We start from the raw sequence: 18,544 nt of genomic DNA on the forward strand, positions 1-18,544 counted from the left end.
CGGGACCCATGCTGATTCAGCGCCTGCTCCAGATTCTCCTCGTCGCGATCGTGCTCGTGGTCGCGTTCGGCGTGCTCGGGGTCGTGCTCAAGTTCGCCGGGTGGCTGATCTGGCTGGTCGTGAAGGTCGTGCTGGTGCTGGTGGTCGTGGCGGGCCTCCTGCGCTTCGTCGAGCTCCTCCGCGAGAAGTCGCGGCGCTGAGGCGGGGAGACGAGGCCTCGTAGTTTCGACGGGCACCCCCTGCGCCCCCATGCCCGTCGAGCCAGCCGTCGCCCCGTTCCACATCCTGTCCGAGACGAATGCGCTGAGACAGGTCGTGGTCCACACGCCGGGCGAGGAGATGGCCCTCGTGTCGCCCGAGAACGCCGACGAGCTTCTCTTCGACGACATCCTGTTTCTGGAGGAGGCGCGGGAGGAACACGCGATGCTCATCCGCCTCTTCCAGGCGGCCGTCGGCCGGGAGGACGCGGTGCTGCAGGTCACCGACCTCCTCCGTGAAACGTTCGAGGCAGCCGAGGCGCGGACCGCGTTCGTGGACGGGCTCATCGAGCGGATGCCGTACCGCAACTTCGAGGCCTACGAGTCGGAGTTGAAGGGCCTCGACACGGACGGGCTGCTCCGCTTCGCCGTGACCGGGCAGGCGCCGTTCCCAGTGACCGCCCTCCCGATTCCCAACCTCCTGTTCACCCGCGACCTCTCGGCGGTCGTCGGCGAGCATGTCCTGCTGAGCCACGCCGCGACGGCCGCACGGGCACCGGAGAGCGTCATCATGGGCACGATCTACGCCCACCATCCGCGCTTCGCGGCGGTCCGTGACCGCGTGATCGTGCTGCCCGAGGACGTCTCGTTCGAGGGGGGCGACCTGCTGGTCGTCGACGAGCGCGTTGTCCTGATCGGGCAGAGCGAGCGGACCAGCCTCGGCGGGGTCCTCGCCGTGGCCCGCGAGTTGCTCACGCGTACGAGCATCGAGCACGTGATCATGGTGAACCTGCCGAAGGCGCGCTACTGCATGCACCTCGACACCGTGTTCACGTTCGCCGACGCGGAGACCTGTGTGGTCTTCCCGCCGATCATCGAGGAGGCGCACGACCACACGTTCATCCTGGAGGCCATCGACGGCGACCCGTCGGACCTGCGCCTCAGACCGTGCGCCACCCTCCGCGACGCGCTGGAGGATGTCACCGGCCGCGCCTACACGTTCGTCCGCTGTGGCGGCGAGGACCCGGTCCGCCAGCGGCGGGAGCAGTGGACCGACGGCGCCAACCTGTTCGCGATCCGGCCTGGCCTGGTGGTCGGGTACGATCGCAACCGGGCGACCTACGACGCGCTCCGGAGCGAGGGCTTCCACGTGGTCGACGCCGAGAGCTTCCTCGACTTCTACGGCGACTCGGCTGCGACATCGGACGCTCGCATCGCCGTCCGCCTGTCGGGCAACGAGTTGTCTCGGGGCCGCGGCGGGCCGCGTTGCATGACGATGCCGCTCGCCCGCAGCACGTAGTCAGCGCCGTGGGATCGTCTGCCAGGCAGGCGGCATTCCCACAGTCCCTTCGGCCCCGCTCAAGCGCCATGTCCCTCGCCTCGCTGCTCGACCCCGACCGCCGCTGGATGCGCCTGGCGCTGATGGAGGCCCAGCGTGCCGCCGAGGCGGGCGAGGTGCCCGTCGGCGCGGTCGTCGTGAAGGGCGGTCAGATCGTGGGTCGCGGCCACAATCAGGTCGAGCGCCTCGCCGACCCGACGGCCCACGCGGAGATGCTGGCCGTCTCCGCAGCGTGCCAGACCCTCGGCACCAAGTTCCTCGACGGGTGCACGCTCTACGTGACGCTGGAGCCCTGCCCGATGTGCGCCGGGGCGCTCGTCTGGGCACGCCTGGACCGGCTCGTCTTTGGCGCGCTGGACGAGAAGGCGGGCGCAGCGTCGACGCTCTACGACATTCCCGGTGACCGTCGCCTGAACCACCAGATCGAGACCGTCTCGGGCGTCGAGGCCGAGGCCTCCGCCGACCTGCTCCGGGCCTTCTTCCGCGCCCGCCGCTCCGCGGCGTCGCCTGCTCCGGGAGCCGTCGCCGGCGACGGGGCGAATGGAGAGCCGCCCCCCCACCGCCCGGTGGAACCGTCCTGACCCAGGTCGTCTCGGCACCGAGGCGGTCAGCCACGGCACATCGCGGGGCCGAGAGAGCGACACGCACGAGCCCTCGCGCCCGCCTCCTCCGCCTTTCATACGGTACGGGCAACCGAGACGGAGGTGCTCGGGTTGGATTGGTATGGACACACTCTCCCCTTCCGACCCCGTCGACCTGCTCGTCGTGGGCGCAGGCCCTATCGGCCTCGCCTGTGCGCTCGAAGCCACCCGCGCCGGCCTGACCGCCCGCGTCGTGGAGAAGGGCGCACTCGTCAACTCCCTCGTCGGCTACCCGACCCAGATGGAGTTCTTCTCCACGCCCGAGTTGCTGGAGATCGGCGGCCACCCGCTCGCGGCCACCTACTACAAGCCCCGTCGCGAGGAGGCGATCGACTACTACCGAGCGGTGGCGCAGCGTGAAGGGCTCGACATCCGCCTCGGCGAGCGTGTGGAGCGTGTCGACGGCGAGCGTGGGGCGTTCACTGTCGTCACGTCGAAGGGGACTCATGCGGCGCGCGCCGTGGCGCTGGCGACGGGTTTCTTCGACCAGCCGAATCGCATCGGCGTACCTGGCGAGGACCTCCCCCACGTCGCGCACTACTACAAGGAGCCCTACCCGTTCAGCGGGCGGCGCGTGGTGATCGTGGGGGCGAAGAACTCGGCCGCCAAGGCTGCGCTGGAGATCAACCGCCACGGCGGCCACGCGACACTGATCGTCCGCGGTCCCGAGATCACTACGAGCGTCAAGTACTGGATCCGCCCGGATCTGTTGAACCGCATCGGGGAGGGCTCGATCTCGGCCTATTACCACACGACCGTCGAAGCCATCACCGACGAGGAAGTCCACCTGAAGACCCCGGACGGGCCTCAGGCGGTCTCCGCCGATGCCGTGCTCCTGCTGACGGGCTACCACCCGGACTTCGCCTTTCTGGAGCGCCTCGGCCTGGCCTTCGAGGGTCCCGAGCGCGCCCCCGAGGTGAACCCCGACACGATGGAGTCGACGCGCCCCGGCATCTACCTGGCCGGCACGGTCTGCGGAGGGTACGCCACCAGCCGGTGGTTTATCGAGAACGGCCGGATCCACGCGGCACGGATCGCCGCAGATCTCGCCGGCCTCCCCATCCCCACGCTGACGGCCGCGGGCCAGCCGTAATCGCAGCACGACCTGTTCGAGCGGTCCGCTTCCACGTCCCGCGCCTTTCTAAAACAGCCGAGGGGCGGCCCCGATCACTCGGAGCCGCCCCTCGAAGCGGTCAGACGGTGGAGCCGTCTTAGAACCCGATCTTCGCGGTGATCAGGTTCGTCTCGCCGAGGTCGCCCATCGAACGGTAGGCGTAGTCGACGGAGAGCGACGAGTTGGACACCGGCACGTTGACGCCAGCGCCGACGCTCCAGAGCGCGAACTCGTTGCGGTCCTGCTCGGGCAGCACGTTGACACCGCCGCGGGCGTAGACGAGGTCGGCGTAGCCGAGCTCGAGGCCACCAGCGAATTCGGCCTGGTCGTACGCGTTCGAGCGGAAGTTGCCGAGCACCGACGCCGTCACGTCTCCGGCGAACTCACGCGAGTAGGTCGCACCGAAGTTGAGCAGCGAGGGCAGTTCGTAGCTGTCCGCCTCGAGCGCCACCGGGAAGGTGCCGCCGTTGGGGTCGAACTGGACGGACTGGCTCAGGCCGTTGCCCGAGTAGCTCATCTTCGTTCCGAAGTTGCGAAGGCTGACGCCGAACTGGAGCCCGCTCTCGCCGACCGTGTAGGTCATGCCAGCGTCGAAGGCGACAGCGCTACCGTTGATGTTGTCAATGGTCTCGTTGACGGCCTTGACCGTGACACCGGCCGAGATGCGGTCGGTGAAGGCGCGGGCGTAGCTCGCACCGACGACCACGGCCGACGCGTCGAACGTCAGCTCGGACGGGTCCGAGAACTCAGCGCTGGTTTCGAAGAGCTGGCCGAAGTCCCAGGACGTCACCGTGAGGGCGATGTTCGAGGTTCCGAAGCTCTGGGCGACGCCGAAGTAGTTGACGCCGACGTCCGCCACGTAGTTGTTGTAGCTGAACAGGGCCTCCGTGCCCGAGTTGCCCATCAGGGCAGCCGGGTTGGACTGGAGGGCCTCGACGCCGGAGAGCGACCGGACGCCGCCGGTCAGCCCGTTGCCGAGCGACGTCGTGCGTGCGGTCGTGGGGACGAGGAGGAACGAGGCGCCGGCAGTACCGGCGCGCTCGTCCCCATCGACCTCACGAGTCTGAGCCTGGGTGGGGGCCGCGAGGGCGCCCACCAGGAAGGCCAGAATGAGAAGAGTGCGGTTCATGAGAATGAGGTCTCTGTGTGGATGCGGATGGTGAGGGGTCGGCTTAGTAGACGTCCAGCTGCACACGGCGCTGGACGACGCCGAACTTCAGCACCCGCTCCCCGATCACGCTGCCGTCCGAACGACGGGCTTCGACGTGGACGAGGTAGATGCCGCTTGCGATTTGGAGGCCGGCCTCCGACTGGAGGTCCCAGTCGACCGTCGTGCCACCGTTATCGACCTTCTCGATCGACCGGATCTGGGTTCCACTGAGCGTGAAGACCCGGATGGTCGCCTGAGCCGGCAGGTTCACGAACCGGACGATGCGGCTGTCACCGGAGGCTTCGTAGCCCGAGGCGCCGCGGTACGGGTTCGGCGTCACAGCGATCAGGTCGAGCGCGGACTGAGCCGTGGCATCGTCTCCGCCCACCGCGGCCGACTCGGCCGTGTTGATGGTGAAGGTGTCGCCGGGCTGGTTCGGGTCCGTGGTGTAGAACCGAATGACCGTGCCGGTGAGATCGTTGATGCCGACGTCACTCGTCTGCTCCATCACGAAGCGCTGGAGCGGACGGCCACGACCGAAGTCGATGGAGCCAGACGCTGCAGCCGTCGCCGGGTCCGTCGGGCACCCATTCGGGTCGGCAGTCACGAGCGGTTCGATCGCCGTCTCCCAGTCCGAGTACGAGGTCGTCGGGTAGTAGGCGTAGATCCGCTGCGTGATGTTGCCGATGTCGAACTGCGACGGGCCGAAGTAGCCGAACTCGCACTCGATGTCACCATCGGCGAACAGGTTCGGGATCAGCTGGACGTCGTCGGAGGGATCGTTGGCCGAGCCCGGAGGCGTCAGGCCGATGTCCCAGACCTCGAAGGGCACCTTGATCGCGTTGCCCGTCGAGAACGGGTAGTACGCGTAGGACCCCTCGTCCGTGAACCGGATCTCGTAGTCGTTCGGAGCGAAGGCGCCGAGGCTGGCCTCCGGACCGTCACCGACGTGCGTGGCAGCGTAATCCGCAGTTCCGTTGAAGGAACCGTAGATGTTGTTGCCCAGCGGGCAGCCGGCCGTCGAGGCCGCATCCGGACCACACGAGTCGATGCCACCGGGGCCGGTGATCTCGACGAACGCGTTGGTACCGCCCGGGAAGAGCGGTCCAGCGACCGGGCCCTGGACGTCGAAGAGGAGGCCGTCGCGACGCAGGACACTCGTGGTCTGCAGCAGGACTTCGCCGTTCTCTTCGAAGAACTCGGCTCCATCGAGGAGGACCTCGCCCGTCGTGGCGTTCACGATGTTGTAGTTCGTCTCGAGGATCTCGGTGTCGTCCGACGGGTCGTTGGGCGTCCCGTGCTGGTCGATACCGACCACCTGCGAGAAGAACTCGACGCGGTAGGTGTCACCCGTGATCGCGAGCGGATCGACGACCGTGGCCGTGATCTGACCGCCACCGACGTTGTTGGCACCCGCCTCGACCGGCAGGCTCGCGCCCGAGGTCGTCTGCACCACCGTACCGTCGTTCCGCGGAGCGGAGATCGAGGGCCGGACGGAGACGCGGGTCACCGGGGCAGCGAAGATCCGGTTCGGCGACGAGAACTCGTTGTACGCGTACGGCTGGACGCCGAAGTAGTACGTCGTGTTGTTCCGCAGCTCGGAGCCGGTGAACACGTCGTTCTGGATCAGGATCGAGGTCGGCGTGGCCGTCTCGGACCCACTGTTCGTGCCCTGCGCCACCACGTTGTTGATGATGGCACCGGTGTTACAGTCGAGGCCGTTGTCGACCACCGTCGTCACCGAGTTGTTGATGTCGAAGGTGGCGATCAGCGTCCCCTCCGTGCTGGTGGCATCCCGGTACTGGATGATCTTGAAGCCTTCGAAGTTGTACGTGGCGTCGGGCGCGCCGCCGATGGCGAACGGGCTGTCGACCTCGTAGTTGAAGATGTCCGCGTTGTCGCCGGTGACACTGTCGAACTGGAGGACGACCTCCTGATCGAGCGGCGTCGCCTGGACCGTGACCGCCGGGGGCGGCGACGGCAGGTTGAAGTCGGCGTTGAAGGCACCCTGCACGGTGATGTCGTCGAACTTCAGCTGCTGGAGCGACGCGATCTGCGGGGTGGCCGTGGCCTGACAGGCCTGCGGGGCCTGGGCCCACACGATGCCGAAGACGATCTCCTGGATGTCACCGGGCTTCATGGTGAAGGGACCGGTCACGACGCCGAAGCGGCGGTCGTCCGGGGCGTTGGCCCGGCCGAGGCCGTTCGAGTTGTACTCACTCCAGAAGGCCGGCGGGTCGTCCGGGAAGGCGAAGAGCGTGAAGTCCTCGCTGCCGGGGTTGTAGCCGTCACCACCGCGCGTGAAGGGCACGCCGTCCTTCCAGAGGCCCTGCATGAGGCGGTACGACACGACGCCGCGGTCCTCACTGGCCGCCGGGTCACCGGTCGGGCCACCCTGGTTGGTGAAGTAGTAGAACGTCTCCACCTGGAGGCGCTCATCGTCCTCGTCGACGACACCGTTGCCGTTGTTGTCGATGCCGTCGTCGTTGACGAGCGGGCCCTGGAAGAAGTCGTAGCCGAGAGCCGGCGGGAGCGAGCCGTAGCCGCCCGCACCTTCGTCGTTGTTGTCGCCGTTGTAGACGAAGCCGAGACCCAGCTCCGGGTCACTGCCGACGTAGTCGTCGCCGAAGTTGCCGAGGTCCGGATCCGACCACAGGGAGATGTAGCTCTCCTCGAGGTCGCTGGGCCCGCGGTAGACGAACTGGTAGCGGTAGAAGGTCGTGTTGTTGAGGGCGTCGGCCGTCGAGAACGCGAACGCCTGAGCGCGAACCTCCACCTCGAGCGGCGCCGCGCCACTCCAACCGTGGGTGTTGCCGTTGTCGTTCATGACCCACCAGACGGCCTGGTCACCGATGATGTCGGGACGGAAGCCAGCGGCGAGGTCGAGCGTCGCGCCACCGCCACGGGTGAGGCTGTAGCCCGGGTCGCCGAGGTTGAGCTCGATGCGCTCCTCGTCGGGATCGCGGCGGTCGTTGCCGTTGGTGTCGAGGAAGTAGGGCGCGCCCTGCGCGATCGGCCAGCCCGTGAGGTCCTGGTTGGTCTCAGACGTGAGGCCGTTGGCCGTGTAGTCCTGGACGTCCTCGAAGCTGACGCGCCAGAGCTTGTCGAAGCTCGTGCAGCGACCGGCCGTGGTCTCGCCCTGGGCGTCGAGCGGGCCGGGCCAGAACTCCCAGTTGTTGTACGTGGAGCCGGCGAAGCGGAGGTTGTCCGGGTTGCCGTCGAGGAGGCCTGCGACCCAGATGCCGGAGGCGAAGATGGAGCCCGGACCGGCCGCCTCAGCGTCGGGGTTGTAGGGCACTTCGTACTGAGCGCCGCCGCCGCGCCAGAAGAGGCCACCGATGTTGTACATCTTGGCCCGGACGTTGTTGATGTTCAGGTCGACGTCGGCCGCGCCGAGGACACAGTCCGCCGCGTTGGCCGCCGCCGTAGCCGCCGCCGCCTCAGCGGTCAGGCGAGCCGGCGGGCTGTCGATCCCGTCGCGGAGCACCTTCTGGGCGCTCGCGTCCGCCGTGAGCAGGACGACGCCCAGCAGGACGAGAGTCGCTCGACGGACGAGGATGGTGAGGGTAGTCATGTTGAGAGAGTATCGGGTTCTAGAACCGGTGCCCTGCCCGCGCCGAAGCGCGGGCAGAGCGCACACGGCGGGTGTTTAGAAGTCGAGGGTGACGCCGAGACGGATCCGGCGCGGCGGGCTGTAGAAGTTGCCGCTGGTCACCTTGAACGCACCCGGGTTGACCGGTCCACCCACGTACTGCGAGTAGAGGTACCGGTAGGCGTCCTGCTGGATCTGGCTGCCGAGGTTGGCGATGACGTCCGGGTCGGTGGCCAGGAAGCCGTCGTCGTCGGCGAGGCCGGTCGTCCGGTAGACGCCGATCACGTTGTCCGAGTCGAGCAGGTTCTGGACCCACACGTAGCCGCGGAAGTTGGCGCCACCGAGGTTGAACCCACGGTCGACCTTGAGGTCGAGGCGGCTCGTCGCTGGGATGACGACCTCGTTCGGCGCGCCCGTGATGGCCAGGCCGATGTTCTGGGCGTAGTCCGACTTGAGCGCCTCGTCCGAGAGCTGCGTGTAGCGGTTGCCGCTCTTGTAGACGCCGAGCAGGTTCAGGCCGAACCCGGCGAACGGGCGGATGCCGCCGATCATCGGGCCTTCGCCTTCGCCGAGCCGGTAGTCAACGGAGACGTTGACGTTGTGGCGCTGGTCGAAGGAGAGCGGCGAGAGCGTCTCCGGGAAGATGTTGCTCGTCGTCCGGAAGGACAGCAGGTTCGCCGAGGCGGCGTCCGAGCCGGTGCCCTCCGCAAACTGCAGGGTGTAGTTGGCGTTGACCTGGAGGTTGCGCGTCCGACGGAGGTCGAACCCGAACTCGAGGCCCTTCGTCGTCGTGAAGTCCTGGTTGGTGTAGGCCGTGTAACCCGAGGGGAACGCCTGGTTGAAGTTGCGCAGCGTGATCTTGTTACGCTGCGTCCGGTAGAAGCCCGAGATGGTGAGGGCGGCCCGGTCGGTGAGCGCCTGGCGGAAGCCGAGCTCGTACTGGGTCGTCGTCTCCGGGCGGAGGTTGGCGTTGTTCAGCGTGCCCGAGCTCTCCGAGGCGTACGCGAAGTCCTGGATGGACGCGAACGCGTTCTCGCTCGGCCGCTGGCTGGTCACGTTGTAGGACGCGAAGAACAGCGCCCGGTTGGTGACCGGGAACGTCACGCCGATGCGCGGCATGACCGTCAGCGCCGGCTCGTAGTCCTCGAACGCGTCCTCGGTGAGCTGACCGCCGGCGGCCTCGTCGAGCTGCGGCGAGCCGCCGAGCTGAGCGAGAACCGTGGTGGCGTCCGTCTCGGCGCCGAGGGCGTTGTAGAACTGACCGTTCAGGTCACGGTAGCCGACGACCGTCTGGCCGTTGACGTACACCGCGTAGTCGCCTTCGATGTTCGAGGGCAGGTTCGTGATCGGGTTGATCCCGACCGCGGAGCCGCCGAGCACGTCGTCGACGCGGTAGATGTCCGCCAGCGCGAACGGGTCACGGAGCACGCGGGTGTTGTTGTCGAACACGTCGAGACGAAGCCCGAGGTCGATCACCAGGTCGCGGTACTCAATGCGGTCGCGAACGTAGCTGCCGTAGTAGAGCGGCTTGTAGGGAGCCACGTTGCGGTTGAACTGGTCCGGCGTGCCGTCACCGTCGGTGTCGATGCCGACGTACTCCGACACGTTGTCCTCGTCCACCTCGTTGAGGCCGAGGTAGTCGTAGCCGTAGTAGCGCACGTTCACGCGCGGGTTGTCGAAGCCAGCGTTGAAGGGCAGGTCGTCGTAGGACGCCACCTGATCCTCCTCCGGGATGCCCTCGATCGTGCCGTCGGACGCGTAGCGAGCCAGGCCGCGCGCGAAGGCGCCGCCGATGCTCCAGGAGCGCTGCGTCAGCGTCTCGTACTCACCACCGAAGGAGAGCTCGTGGACGCCGACCTGCGTCTGGGCCGAGCCGAACACGCGGAACTGCGTCTGGTCGAACATCGAGTAGCCCGTGGACGGGGTGCCCGGGGCGGAGAAGCCGATGCCCTGGTTCGTCGCGGTCGGGCTGATGGCGCCGTCGCGGTAGGTGGGCGTGTAGACCCCCGTCGCCGCGTCGTAGTTGTAGTAGCGACGCGCGACCTCGTTCTGAGGAGCGTCGATGTCGCCGTAGCTCAGGATGGTGCGGATGTCGCTACCGAACTCGTCCGGGTAGTTGTTCTGGGTCCGGGTCGAGTACTCGGCCTGGAGCTGGTAGAACGCCGTGTTCGAGAGCACCTGGCGGAGCGACGCGTAGCCACGCGTGACCTCGTCCTCCGTCGTGGTGAAGCGGTCCCGGTTGAAGAGGGAGCGCGAGAAGGAGAAGCCGCGATCCTCGTTGTACGTGTAGGCTCCACCGAAGCGGAGGTTCACGCCCGTCACGGGGCGAAGCTCGATGTTGCCCGTCGTCGAGATCTGCGTGGACGGGTCGTCCTTGCCCGTGCGGCTCGTGAAGCTGTCCCCGTTGGTGAACAGGTCGTACGAGAGCAGCGGGCTGCCCGCGATCACGCCGGCGTCGAGGCCGAGGGCCTCGGCGAGCGCGTCGATGTCGAAGGCGAGCTCCGCGTCCGGATCCGTCGGGTCGAAGTCGATGCCCGGATCGAGGCTGGCCGGAATGCCGACGTAGAAGAAGTCGGAGTCGGTGTGGATCGTGCCCGTCGGGGCCACGTCACCGACACCGCCGCGGTTCACGCGAACCACCTGCGGCGACTGCTGGATCGCGTTGTAGACGTCGTCGTTCAGCTGGAGCGTCTCGAGCGCGTACGGCGAGTCGTCCTCGGTGTAGGTGCCCTGCACCGACACGAAGAAGCTCGCGAAGTCCTTCACGATCGGGCCGCCGATCGAGAGCGCGCCGAGGTTGTACCCGAACGCGTCGAGACCCGTCGAGGTGATCGCCTCAAGGGAGCCGAAGAAGTTGTTGCCGCCGGACAGCGTCGAGATCGAGATGATGCCGGCCGTCGCGTCGCCGTACTGCGGCGGGATCGTGCCGATGAGCATCTCCTGCTCAGCGATGGCCGCCTGGGGGACGGCACGGCCCGCGGCCCCACCGATCACCTTGACGCCGTCGATGTAGTAGGTCACCTCCTCGCCGCGACCACCGCGGATGTTGAGGGTGCCGGAGCCGTCGTTGGAGACGACGCCCGCCTGGATCGAGGCCACGCTCTCGACACCGCGAACCGGGAGGTTCTGGATGTCGGCGCCGGTCACGACCTTCGGCACGCCGATGGCGTCCTGCTGGATCAGCGGACGCTGGTACTCGACGACGACCTCACCGAGCGACTCGCCGGAGAGTTCGACGTCGACCACACGGGTGCGGCCCTGCGAGAGTTCGACGTCGGTCTGCGTCTGCGACTGGTACCCCGTGTAGGAGAACGTGATGTCGTAGAGGCCGACGGGGATGCCGAGGATGGTGTAGTTGCCGTCGATGTCGGTGGCTGCGCCACGCTGGACGGCGGGCAGATACACGTTGGCCCCGATGAGGGGGTCGCCGGTATCTGCATCCGTCACGCGGCCGGACAGCTTTCCTGTGTTCTGCGCATAGGCCACGCCGGGCAGCGCGAACAGCAGCAGGAGCACGACGGTGCTCAGTGAACGAAACATTGCTACCTCCTGAAGGGTGGTGTGTGAGCCCGAGCGTCGGATAGCCCGGGAAGGAAGTGCGTCAAGCGACGCCGGTCGGGAAATGCCGGGACCCGAGGGCCGAGGCGGTGGGGCGTACGGGACGAGCCCAAAGCCAAGGGTCTGAGTCTAAGGCCGCCCGAACGGCCTGTGCGACCCCGCGGTCGCGCTTCGCCCTGACGTGCCCACGCACGCTCGGCTGGTCCTGAGTAGGGGAGGACAGTATCAACCTGAGCGGGTGGGCGTTCGGTAAAGGACGTGTTAAGCGACAGGGCGAATATACCCGGCGCCTGAAAACCGTGTCAAGGCACCGGGGCGTCCCCCCACGTTTGCACCGGGTCGATCCCGAGCAATACGCCTCGAGAGTCCCCTGAGAGCCTTCAGGGCACGATGCAGCCGGCTTCGAAAAGGCCTCGTGAAGAGCCCGCGCGTGCATACGATCCTGTATGGAAGCGTTACCGCGCCCAGAACAGGCTGCGGCGGATCGGCGGCGCTGCAGCCGGGTACCTTCGCTCCCTCTCCCCCACGCACCATGTCCGAACACGCCCACCCCGAGGTTCTCGTCTCTACCGACTGGGTCGCCAAGCACCTCGCCGACACCGCGAACGTCCGCGTGATCGAGTCGAACGAGGACGTCCTCCTCTACGCCACCGGCCACCTCCACAATGCGGTCCACGTGGACTGGCAGACGGACCTCCAGGACGCCGACGTTCGCGACTACATCAGCCAAAAGCAGTTCGAGTCCCTGTGCTCCCGCCTCGGCATCCGCCCGGACACCACGCTCGTGTTCTACGGCGACAAGGCCAACTGGTGGGCCACCTATGCCTTCTGGACCTTCAAGATGTTCGGACACGAGGACTGCCGCGTCATGGACGGCGGCCGGGCCAAGTGGGAGGCGGAGGGACGGACGATGACCACGACCCGCCCCCAGTACGAGAGCACCGACTACACGGCCTCCCACCCGGACACCTCCATCCGCGCCTTCCGCGACGACGTGCTGCGCCACATGAAAGCGGGCGGCGCGATGGTGGACGTGCGGAGCCCCCAGGAGTTCATCGGCGAGATCTCGCACGCGCCCGGCAACCCCCAGTCGGAGTCGGCGCTGCGCGCGGGGCACATCCCGGGCGCGCTCAACGTGCCCTGGAGCCGAGCGGCCAACGCCGACGGCACCTTCAAGTCACGCGACGAGCTGGCGGCGATCTACCTCGACGAGCAGAGCCTCGACCCGAAGGACGAGACGGTCGCCTACTGCCGCATCGGGGAGCGCTCCAGCCACACGTGGTTCGTGCTGACGTACCTGCTCGGCTTCAAGCACGTCCGCAACTACGATGGCTCGTGGACGGAGTGGGGCAACCTGGTCGGCGTGCCGGTCGAGAAGGGCGTGCCGGAGGACGACGGCGGGATCGGGGACTGAACGGCCAGGGGCGAACCCGCCGCGCCCCGAACCGTCGGCGCGGAACCCTGCGCGCCGCGCCGTTGAACTCCGAACTCCGAACTCCGAACTCCGAACTCCGAACTCCGAACTCCGAACTCCGAACTCCGAGCTCCGAACTCCGAACTCCGAACTCCGAACTCCGTGAACGCCCGCCTCCAGGAGATCGCCGACGAACTGGCCTCCGTCCCCCGCGACCTCCAGGTCGAGCTGCTGCTCGAGCACGCTCGCCAGTTCCCGCCTCTGCCCGACCGGTACCGCGCGGCCCGCGAGGCCGGGCTCGGGCGCGTCCACGAGTGCCAGGCGGAGGTCTACTTCTTCCCCGAGGTCGAGGACGGCGTCGTCCACCTCCACGCCGACATCCCGGGCCACGCGCCGACCCAACGCGCGCTCGTCGGCATTCTGATGGAGGCGTACGAGGGCGCGACGCCCGCCGACGTGGCGGCCATCCCCGACGACCTCCTCCGCCACCTCGGCGTGGACGCCCTGCTGGGCCCCCAGCGCCAGCGCGGATTCGCCGGCGTGCTGGCCCGCCTCAAGTACGGCGTCGCCCAGGCTGCTACCTGATGACTCGACTCTCCCTCTTCGCGGCGCTCCTCGTCCTCGCCGGGTGCGGCTCCTCCCGCCCCGTCGGCCTCGGCGAGCGCCCCGCCGACCGCGTCGCCGTCCCGGTCTCGTCGATCCACTACCGCGACGCGACCTCCGCCGACGACCTGGCGGCCAGACTTCGGTGGACCGAGGACGCCCCGCTCCTCGTCAGCGCACACCGCGGCGGGCCGGTGCCAGGCCTCCCCGAGAACGCCCTCGAAACGTTCGAGTACGCGCTCAACCACGCCCCCGCGCTCATCGAGGCGGACGTGCGCCGCACCGCCGACGGCGTGCTCGTCCTCATGCATGACGAGACGCTGGACCGCACCACCACCGGCACCGGGCGCGTCGACGCGACGACGTTCGCCGAGATCCGCCGCCTCCGCCTCCTCGCCGATACGGTGGTCACCGCGTTCCGCGTCCCGACCCTCGCCGAGGCGCTCGCCTGGGCCGACGGCCGCGCCGTCCTCATGCTCGACGTCAAGCCCGACGTGCCGTACGAGACGCTCGTCGCCGCGCTCCGCCAGGCGGACGCTGCCGACCGCGCCGCGGTCATCACGTACTCCCTCGCCGACCACCGGCGGCTGGTCGCCCTCGCGCCGGACCTCGTCGTCTCGGCGACGGCCGAGACCCTGGCCGACGTGGACGCCCTGCTCGCCTCGGGCCTCGACCTGAGCCGCGTCGTCGCCTGGACCGGCGTCGGCGTGCCGGATCCGGAGGTCGTGGCGCGGCTCCACGCGGCGGGCATCCGCGCCCAGGCTGGAGCGTTCGGCGCCATCGACGAGGCGGCCCGCACCACGGCGTCCCCGGCGCCCTACGACGCGATCCTCGCCGCGGGCGCCGACGTGATCGCGACGGACGTGGTCCCGATGGCTGCGCTGGCCACGCGGAACGCCGCCCTCATCCGACGAGCCCGGCGATAAACGTCGACAGGGCCTCTTCGGCGCCGGGCGCGAGGGGGATCGCTCCGACGCCGAGGTCGGCAAGGCTGGTCCAGAGACGACTGCGCAGGAAGGCCGCGTCCGGCACGCCGGGAAAGAGCGCGGCGGCCTGGAGGATGGGCGGCCCCTGCACGATGGCGTCGCGGTAACGGTGCAGCACGCCGAGGGCGTCTTCCGGCGGCCCCGCCGCGCCGTACCGACGCCGGTACCCGGCCGAGTCGTCGCGGCGGTACTTCGCATCCAGCACCACCCGCCGGGTCCTGTCGCCGGTGCGGACGGTGAGAAGCAGGTCGGGGCGCTGGGCCAGCAGCGCGGGCGGCGCCGGGAAACGCGGACTGTAGACGACCTCCACCTCGGTATGTCCTGCGGCGAGGCGGACCCCATGCTGACGCCCTTGTCTCAATCGGACATCCGCCCCGACCGTGTCGATGCCGAACGGCCGCTCCGGCACGGGGCACCCGAGCACGTCGGCGACGGACCTTACGACGGCGAGCGCAGCCCACGTCTCGTACAACACCGCGAGGTCCTGCATCGACACATCGAGGGCGCCGTCGCGAAGGGCAACCCCGCGGTCGAGGGACTGGAGCGCCTCGAAGGCCTGGGCGTAGGCCGGAGCCCGCCGGAGCACGAGCGGCGGAACGCTCGGAGCACGCCCCAGGTCACCTGCGAGGACTCCTGTGGAGCGCAGCGCTCGTAGTCGATCCCGATGCAGGGAGAGGTCTCGGACGAGAGCCGCCCTGCGGAGCGTCGGCCGCCGTGCTCCCTCCTCCCGAGCCAGTGTCTCCAGCCGGCTGACCACGTCGTCGAGGCGGGCCGCCAGCCATCGGTGTGCCGGCGTGTCCGCGGTCAGGCGAGGGGGCCTCGCCGGAAGTCGCTCGACCTCCATCCCCGTACGCAAGGCGACGCGACGTGTCTCCGACGACGGACGCCGAATCTGCCCTGCTGGCTGGATCGAGACGCTTCGAGTCGTGTCGAGCGTCGGCCGGCGATCGATCTCGCGGACGGCACCGACCAGCGCCTCGGTAGCCTCCCGAAGCGCCGCGAGCCAGAATGGCGGTGCGGTTTCCCCCACCTCGGTCGTGAGGTCGACCGTCGCAGGACGGAGCGCAGATGCTGACAGGCCGGCTGCGAACCGCTCCACGTCGTCACGCATCGACTCCACCTCGGAGGTCGACATCTTTACCGGGAGCACGCCAATGTCGAACGCCACGGTTGGCTTGCTCCCGAGCCACACCTCGAACCGCATCCGGCCCGCCTGCGAGCCGGTCCGAACCGGACCGTGGAGCACACGCCCGCCGTCGGCCGAGGCGAGGCTCGCCGTCACGACGGGGTCGCGGTGGACGAGCGTGACGGCTTCCTCGCAGAGGCTCTGCACGAGGACGAGACTGGTCGTCTCCTCCTCCAGCCAAACCGCCTCGGCGTCCACGTGGACGGGGTCTGCCCCCAGGGAGACGACAGTCAGAGGCGACGCCCCCGGCCGCGACGAAGGGCGCGCGCTCCATGTCAGGCGGAGGCGGGGGGTCTGGATCGTGAACAGCGTCTGCACATCGTATGCTACCGCACGCCCTCCCCTGCCGTGCCCGACCCGCCCGTTCTCCGGCTGACGCTCCGTGACGGCCGCCCCGTGGCCCTTCGCCCCATCGAGCCCGCCGACCGCGACCGGCTCGCCACAGGCTTCGACGCCCTGTCCACGGCCTCGCGGCGGCTACGTTTTCTCGGGTCCGTGTCGAACCTGAGCGAGGCCCACCTCTCCTACCTCACCGAGGTCGACGGTCACGACCACGTCGCATGGGGCGCGCTCGACCTCACCGACCCCGCGCTACCGGGCTTCGGCGTTGGCCGGTTCATCCGCCTCGGGAAGACCGAGGGCCTCGACACGGTGGCCGAGTTCTCGCTGACTGTGCTCGACTCGGCCCAGGGGCACGGCGTCGGGCAGTTGCTCCTCGCCGTCCTGGCCGTGGTCGCGCCGTCGGTGGGCGTGGAGACGCTCCGTGGCGTCGTGGCGCAAGACAACGACCGGATGCTCCGCTGGCTCCGGCGCCTCGGAGCCGTCGCCATCGGGTCGGCCGAGGAAGAGACGCTCGACCTCCCGCTTCCCGTGGATCCGTCTGTCAGCGACTCGGCCGCCGCGTTCGTGGACACGATGGAGAGAATCCGGGCCGAGATGCGCGCGTCCGAGAGGAAGGGCTAGGCCCAGAACGACGCGACGCCATCGGCCAGAGCCCCCTCTGCGATGCGGGCGAGGCGCGCCGCCGTTCGGGGGAAGCGACTGCCGAGGACGTCGGGGCGCCCGTCCGCCGCCCAAGCGTCGACGGAGACCCGGGCCGCGCGCGCATCCATCGGGCGGCCGTCCACGGCCCACCCGAGCAGGGCATACGTGGCGTCGCGAGCCGGTCCGCGTGCGCCGTCGATCCGAGGCACGAGCTTCATCAGCAGCGCGAGGTCCGCGGGGTCGACGGAGTCCCCCGACGCAGCCCGGAAGGCGGCGGGCGTCTCGCTGGCATGGAGCACGAACAGAGCCGCCTCGTCCCGCGCGCGATACCCGACGCCCATGCCCGACGGGGCCAGGAGGGCGTCCGCCTCGGCGACCGCGGCGATCACCCGCTCCATCCCTGTGCGTTCGGTCGGCGTGAGGTCCAACGATTCACCCAGGCGGACGGCCCGTGGGGACCAGGCCTCCACGGGCCAGGGGAGGGGTGCCACGGCGTCCGCAGGTCCGGGCCCCCAGTCGCCGAGGTCTCGGGCGGCCAGTTCCAGCACGAAGGCCCGGTCCAGCACCTTCCGGCTGAACGCGTGCGCGCTCTCGTCCACGTTGACCGTCCCGACGATGCCGAGCGAGGGCGGCAACCGGACCGCCTGCCACTGCGCGTCCGCCGCGGCGAGCGACTCCGACAGCAGTGGGGAGCTCTCGTACCCGCCTGGCGCGGGAGCACGAGACTCGATCCGGCTCAAGACCTCGGCGAGGTAGTGCTCCGGACGCCCCAGGTTCATCTCGTCGAGCACGAGCGTCCGGAAACGGTCGGTGTGCTCGGCCGCATCGCTCGCTGCGCGCAGCACCGCGCCGGGACGAAAGCGCCCAGAGAGGTCCGTGTAGCCCATCGTCTCCGACGGGTCGGTCCAGTCCGGGCGGACGGGGAGCACCGTCGCGACGCCTCCCGTCGCGTCCGCGACAAGCGAGGGCAGGCGGCTCTTGCCGACGCCCGTCACGCCTGCCAGGAGGACGAACGGCTTGGTGCGGAGTGCGGTCACGTAGGCTGCGATCTCCCAGGGCTCGAACCGAAAGCCGCGCGCAGCCACCGCGTCGACGAGAGACGCCATCGCCGTCGCCCGGTCGAACCCCGTCGGCGCCACATACCCGACCGCTGGCTCGGCCACCTCAGGGGTCGGGAGCACTACTCCAGGCTCCATCTGCTCCGCCTGCTCATCTGCCTGTCGCCGCGCATCACGGACCGCCTCGACGGCCGCCATGAGGGCGTCAGGATCGGCTCCGAGGCGGGCCTGGACGACGAACTCCAGCACCTTGCCGTCGAGCACGGGCAGCGGGTGGAGCACCTGCTGGACGACCCGCCGAAAGCGTGCCTCGGGCGGCACGTCGGGGTACTCGTCGAGCACCCGCAGGTCGGCCGCGGCGCGGTCGCGGGCGATCCACAACTCCTCAGGGAGCACGGCGACCGGACGGACGCGGAGCCGGTGCGGCAGGTGGCGTCCCGGCGCCAGCACGGTCGCGTCCTCGAACGGCACGCCGACGGCCTCGAACAGTCCGGCGAACGCCTGATGGCCCGAGAGGTACACGATGATCCGGTCTCCCGCGCGCACCTCCGCCAGTCGCCGCCGCCCCTGCTGCCGCAGCGCAAGCGTCCCCGCGCGAACCGCAGCGGGGAACACATCGGGAGAGAGAGACCAGAGCCAGTAGGCCATGCGGAACACGAAGAGGGGCAGCGACCGGCTGCACGCGGAGCCTACAGGCTAGCGACGATGCGCGGCCGTGGTCT

General features: G+C 69.1%; 13 protein-coding genes. 8 read left to right on the plus strand and 5 right to left on the minus strand.

What is annotated here, in order from left to right:
• The first annotated feature begins 8 nt into the window (after positions 1 to 8).
• From B1759_RS07105 to B1759_RS07120, 4 genes are all read left to right on the plus strand, one after another.
• Complete coding sequence (locus B1759_RS07105; protein WP_095514319.1) at positions 9 to 200, plus strand: hypothetical protein; 192 nt, start codon at positions 9 to 11, stop codon at positions 198 to 200.
• Between the two features lie 49 nt (positions 201 to 249).
• The gene (locus tag B1759_RS07110) at positions 250 to 1,497 is read left to right on the plus strand and encodes an arginine deiminase family protein (RefSeq protein ID WP_095514320.1); all 1,248 of its coding nucleotides are present in this window, start codon (positions 250 to 252) and stop codon (positions 1,495 to 1,497) included.
• 68 nt (positions 1,498 to 1,565) lie between these two features.
• Positions 1,566 to 2,117: a tRNA adenosine(34) deaminase TadA gene (gene tadA / locus B1759_RS07115; RefSeq protein ID WP_095514321.1), complete on the plus strand. Its 552-nt coding sequence runs from the start codon at positions 1,566 to 1,568 to the stop codon at positions 2,115 to 2,117.
• Positions 2,118 to 2,259: 142 nt separating this feature from the next.
• Positions 2,260 to 3,270 (plus strand): YpdA family putative bacillithiol disulfide reductase, encoded by a 1,011-nt coding sequence (locus B1759_RS07120; RefSeq protein WP_095514322.1) that lies wholly within the window; start codon positions 2,260 to 2,262, stop codon positions 3,268 to 3,270.
• 118 nt (positions 3,271 to 3,388) lie between these two features.
• Here B1759_RS07120 and B1759_RS07125 read toward each other — a convergent pair whose 3' ends face one another.
• The 3 genes from B1759_RS07125 to B1759_RS07135 form a co-directional block, all read right to left on the minus strand.
• Positions 3,389 to 4,420, minus strand: a complete 1,032-nt coding sequence (locus B1759_RS07125; RefSeq protein ID WP_095514323.1) for a PorV/PorQ family protein — start codon at positions 4,418 to 4,420, stop codon at positions 3,389 to 3,391.
• 43 nt (positions 4,421 to 4,463) lie between these two features.
• Positions 4,464 to 8,015, minus strand: a complete 3,552-nt coding sequence (locus B1759_RS07130) for a T9SS type A sorting domain-containing protein (protein ID WP_095514324.1) — start codon at positions 8,013 to 8,015, stop codon at positions 4,464 to 4,466.
• 75 nt (positions 8,016 to 8,090) lie between these two features.
• Positions 8,091 to 11,573, minus strand: coding sequence for a TonB-dependent receptor domain-containing protein (locus B1759_RS07135; RefSeq protein ID WP_095514325.1), 3,483 nt, complete (start codon positions 11,571 to 11,573; stop codon positions 8,091 to 8,093).
• A gap of 550 nt (positions 11,574 to 12,123) precedes the next feature.
• On the opposite strand from B1759_RS07135, the gene B1759_RS07140 reads away from it, so the two are divergent.
• From B1759_RS07140 to B1759_RS07150, 3 genes are all read left to right on the plus strand, one after another.
• The gene (locus B1759_RS07140; RefSeq protein ID WP_095514326.1) at positions 12,124 to 13,005 is read left to right on the plus strand and encodes a sulfurtransferase; all 882 of its coding nucleotides are present in this window, start codon (positions 12,124 to 12,126) and stop codon (positions 13,003 to 13,005) included.
• 162 nt (positions 13,006 to 13,167) lie between these two features.
• Complete coding sequence (locus B1759_RS07145) at positions 13,168 to 13,590, plus strand: SufE family protein (RefSeq protein ID WP_095514327.1); 423 nt, start codon at positions 13,168 to 13,170, stop codon at positions 13,588 to 13,590.
• The gene (locus B1759_RS07150; protein ID WP_095515081.1) at positions 13,590 to 14,534 is read left to right on the plus strand and encodes a glycerophosphodiester phosphodiesterase family protein; all 945 of its coding nucleotides are present in this window, start codon (positions 13,590 to 13,592) and stop codon (positions 14,532 to 14,534) included. Before B1759_RS07145 ends, B1759_RS07150 begins: the two co-directional genes overlap by 1 nt.
• Here the strand turns inward: B1759_RS07150 and B1759_RS07155 are convergent.
• A complete protein-coding gene (locus B1759_RS07155; RefSeq protein ID WP_095514328.1) occupies positions 14,512 to 16,098 on the minus strand; it encodes a DUF2357 domain-containing protein in 1,587 nt (528 codons plus the stop codon). The genes B1759_RS07150 and B1759_RS07155 overlap by 23 nt on opposite strands.
• 30 nt (positions 16,099 to 16,128) lie before the next feature.
• Here B1759_RS07155 and B1759_RS07160 point away from each other — a divergent pair, with 30 nt between their 5' ends.
• On the plus strand, positions 16,129 to 16,743 hold the full coding sequence (locus B1759_RS07160) for a GNAT family N-acetyltransferase (RefSeq protein ID WP_095514329.1): 615 nt from the start codon (positions 16,129 to 16,131) through the stop codon (positions 16,741 to 16,743).
• Here the strand turns inward: B1759_RS07160 and B1759_RS07165 are convergent.
• Complete coding sequence (locus B1759_RS07165; protein ID WP_095515082.1) at positions 16,740 to 18,470, minus strand: McrB family protein; 1,731 nt, start codon at positions 18,468 to 18,470, stop codon at positions 16,740 to 16,742. The two genes, B1759_RS07160 and B1759_RS07165, sit on opposite strands and share 4 nt — an antisense overlap.
• Positions 18,471 to 18,544 lie beyond the last annotated feature (74 nt).

Origin of the sequence: Rubrivirga sp. SAORIC476 (assembly GCF_002283555.1) — a bacterium.
GTDB lineage: Bacteria > Bacteroidota > Rhodothermia > Rhodothermales > Rubricoccaceae > Rubrivirga.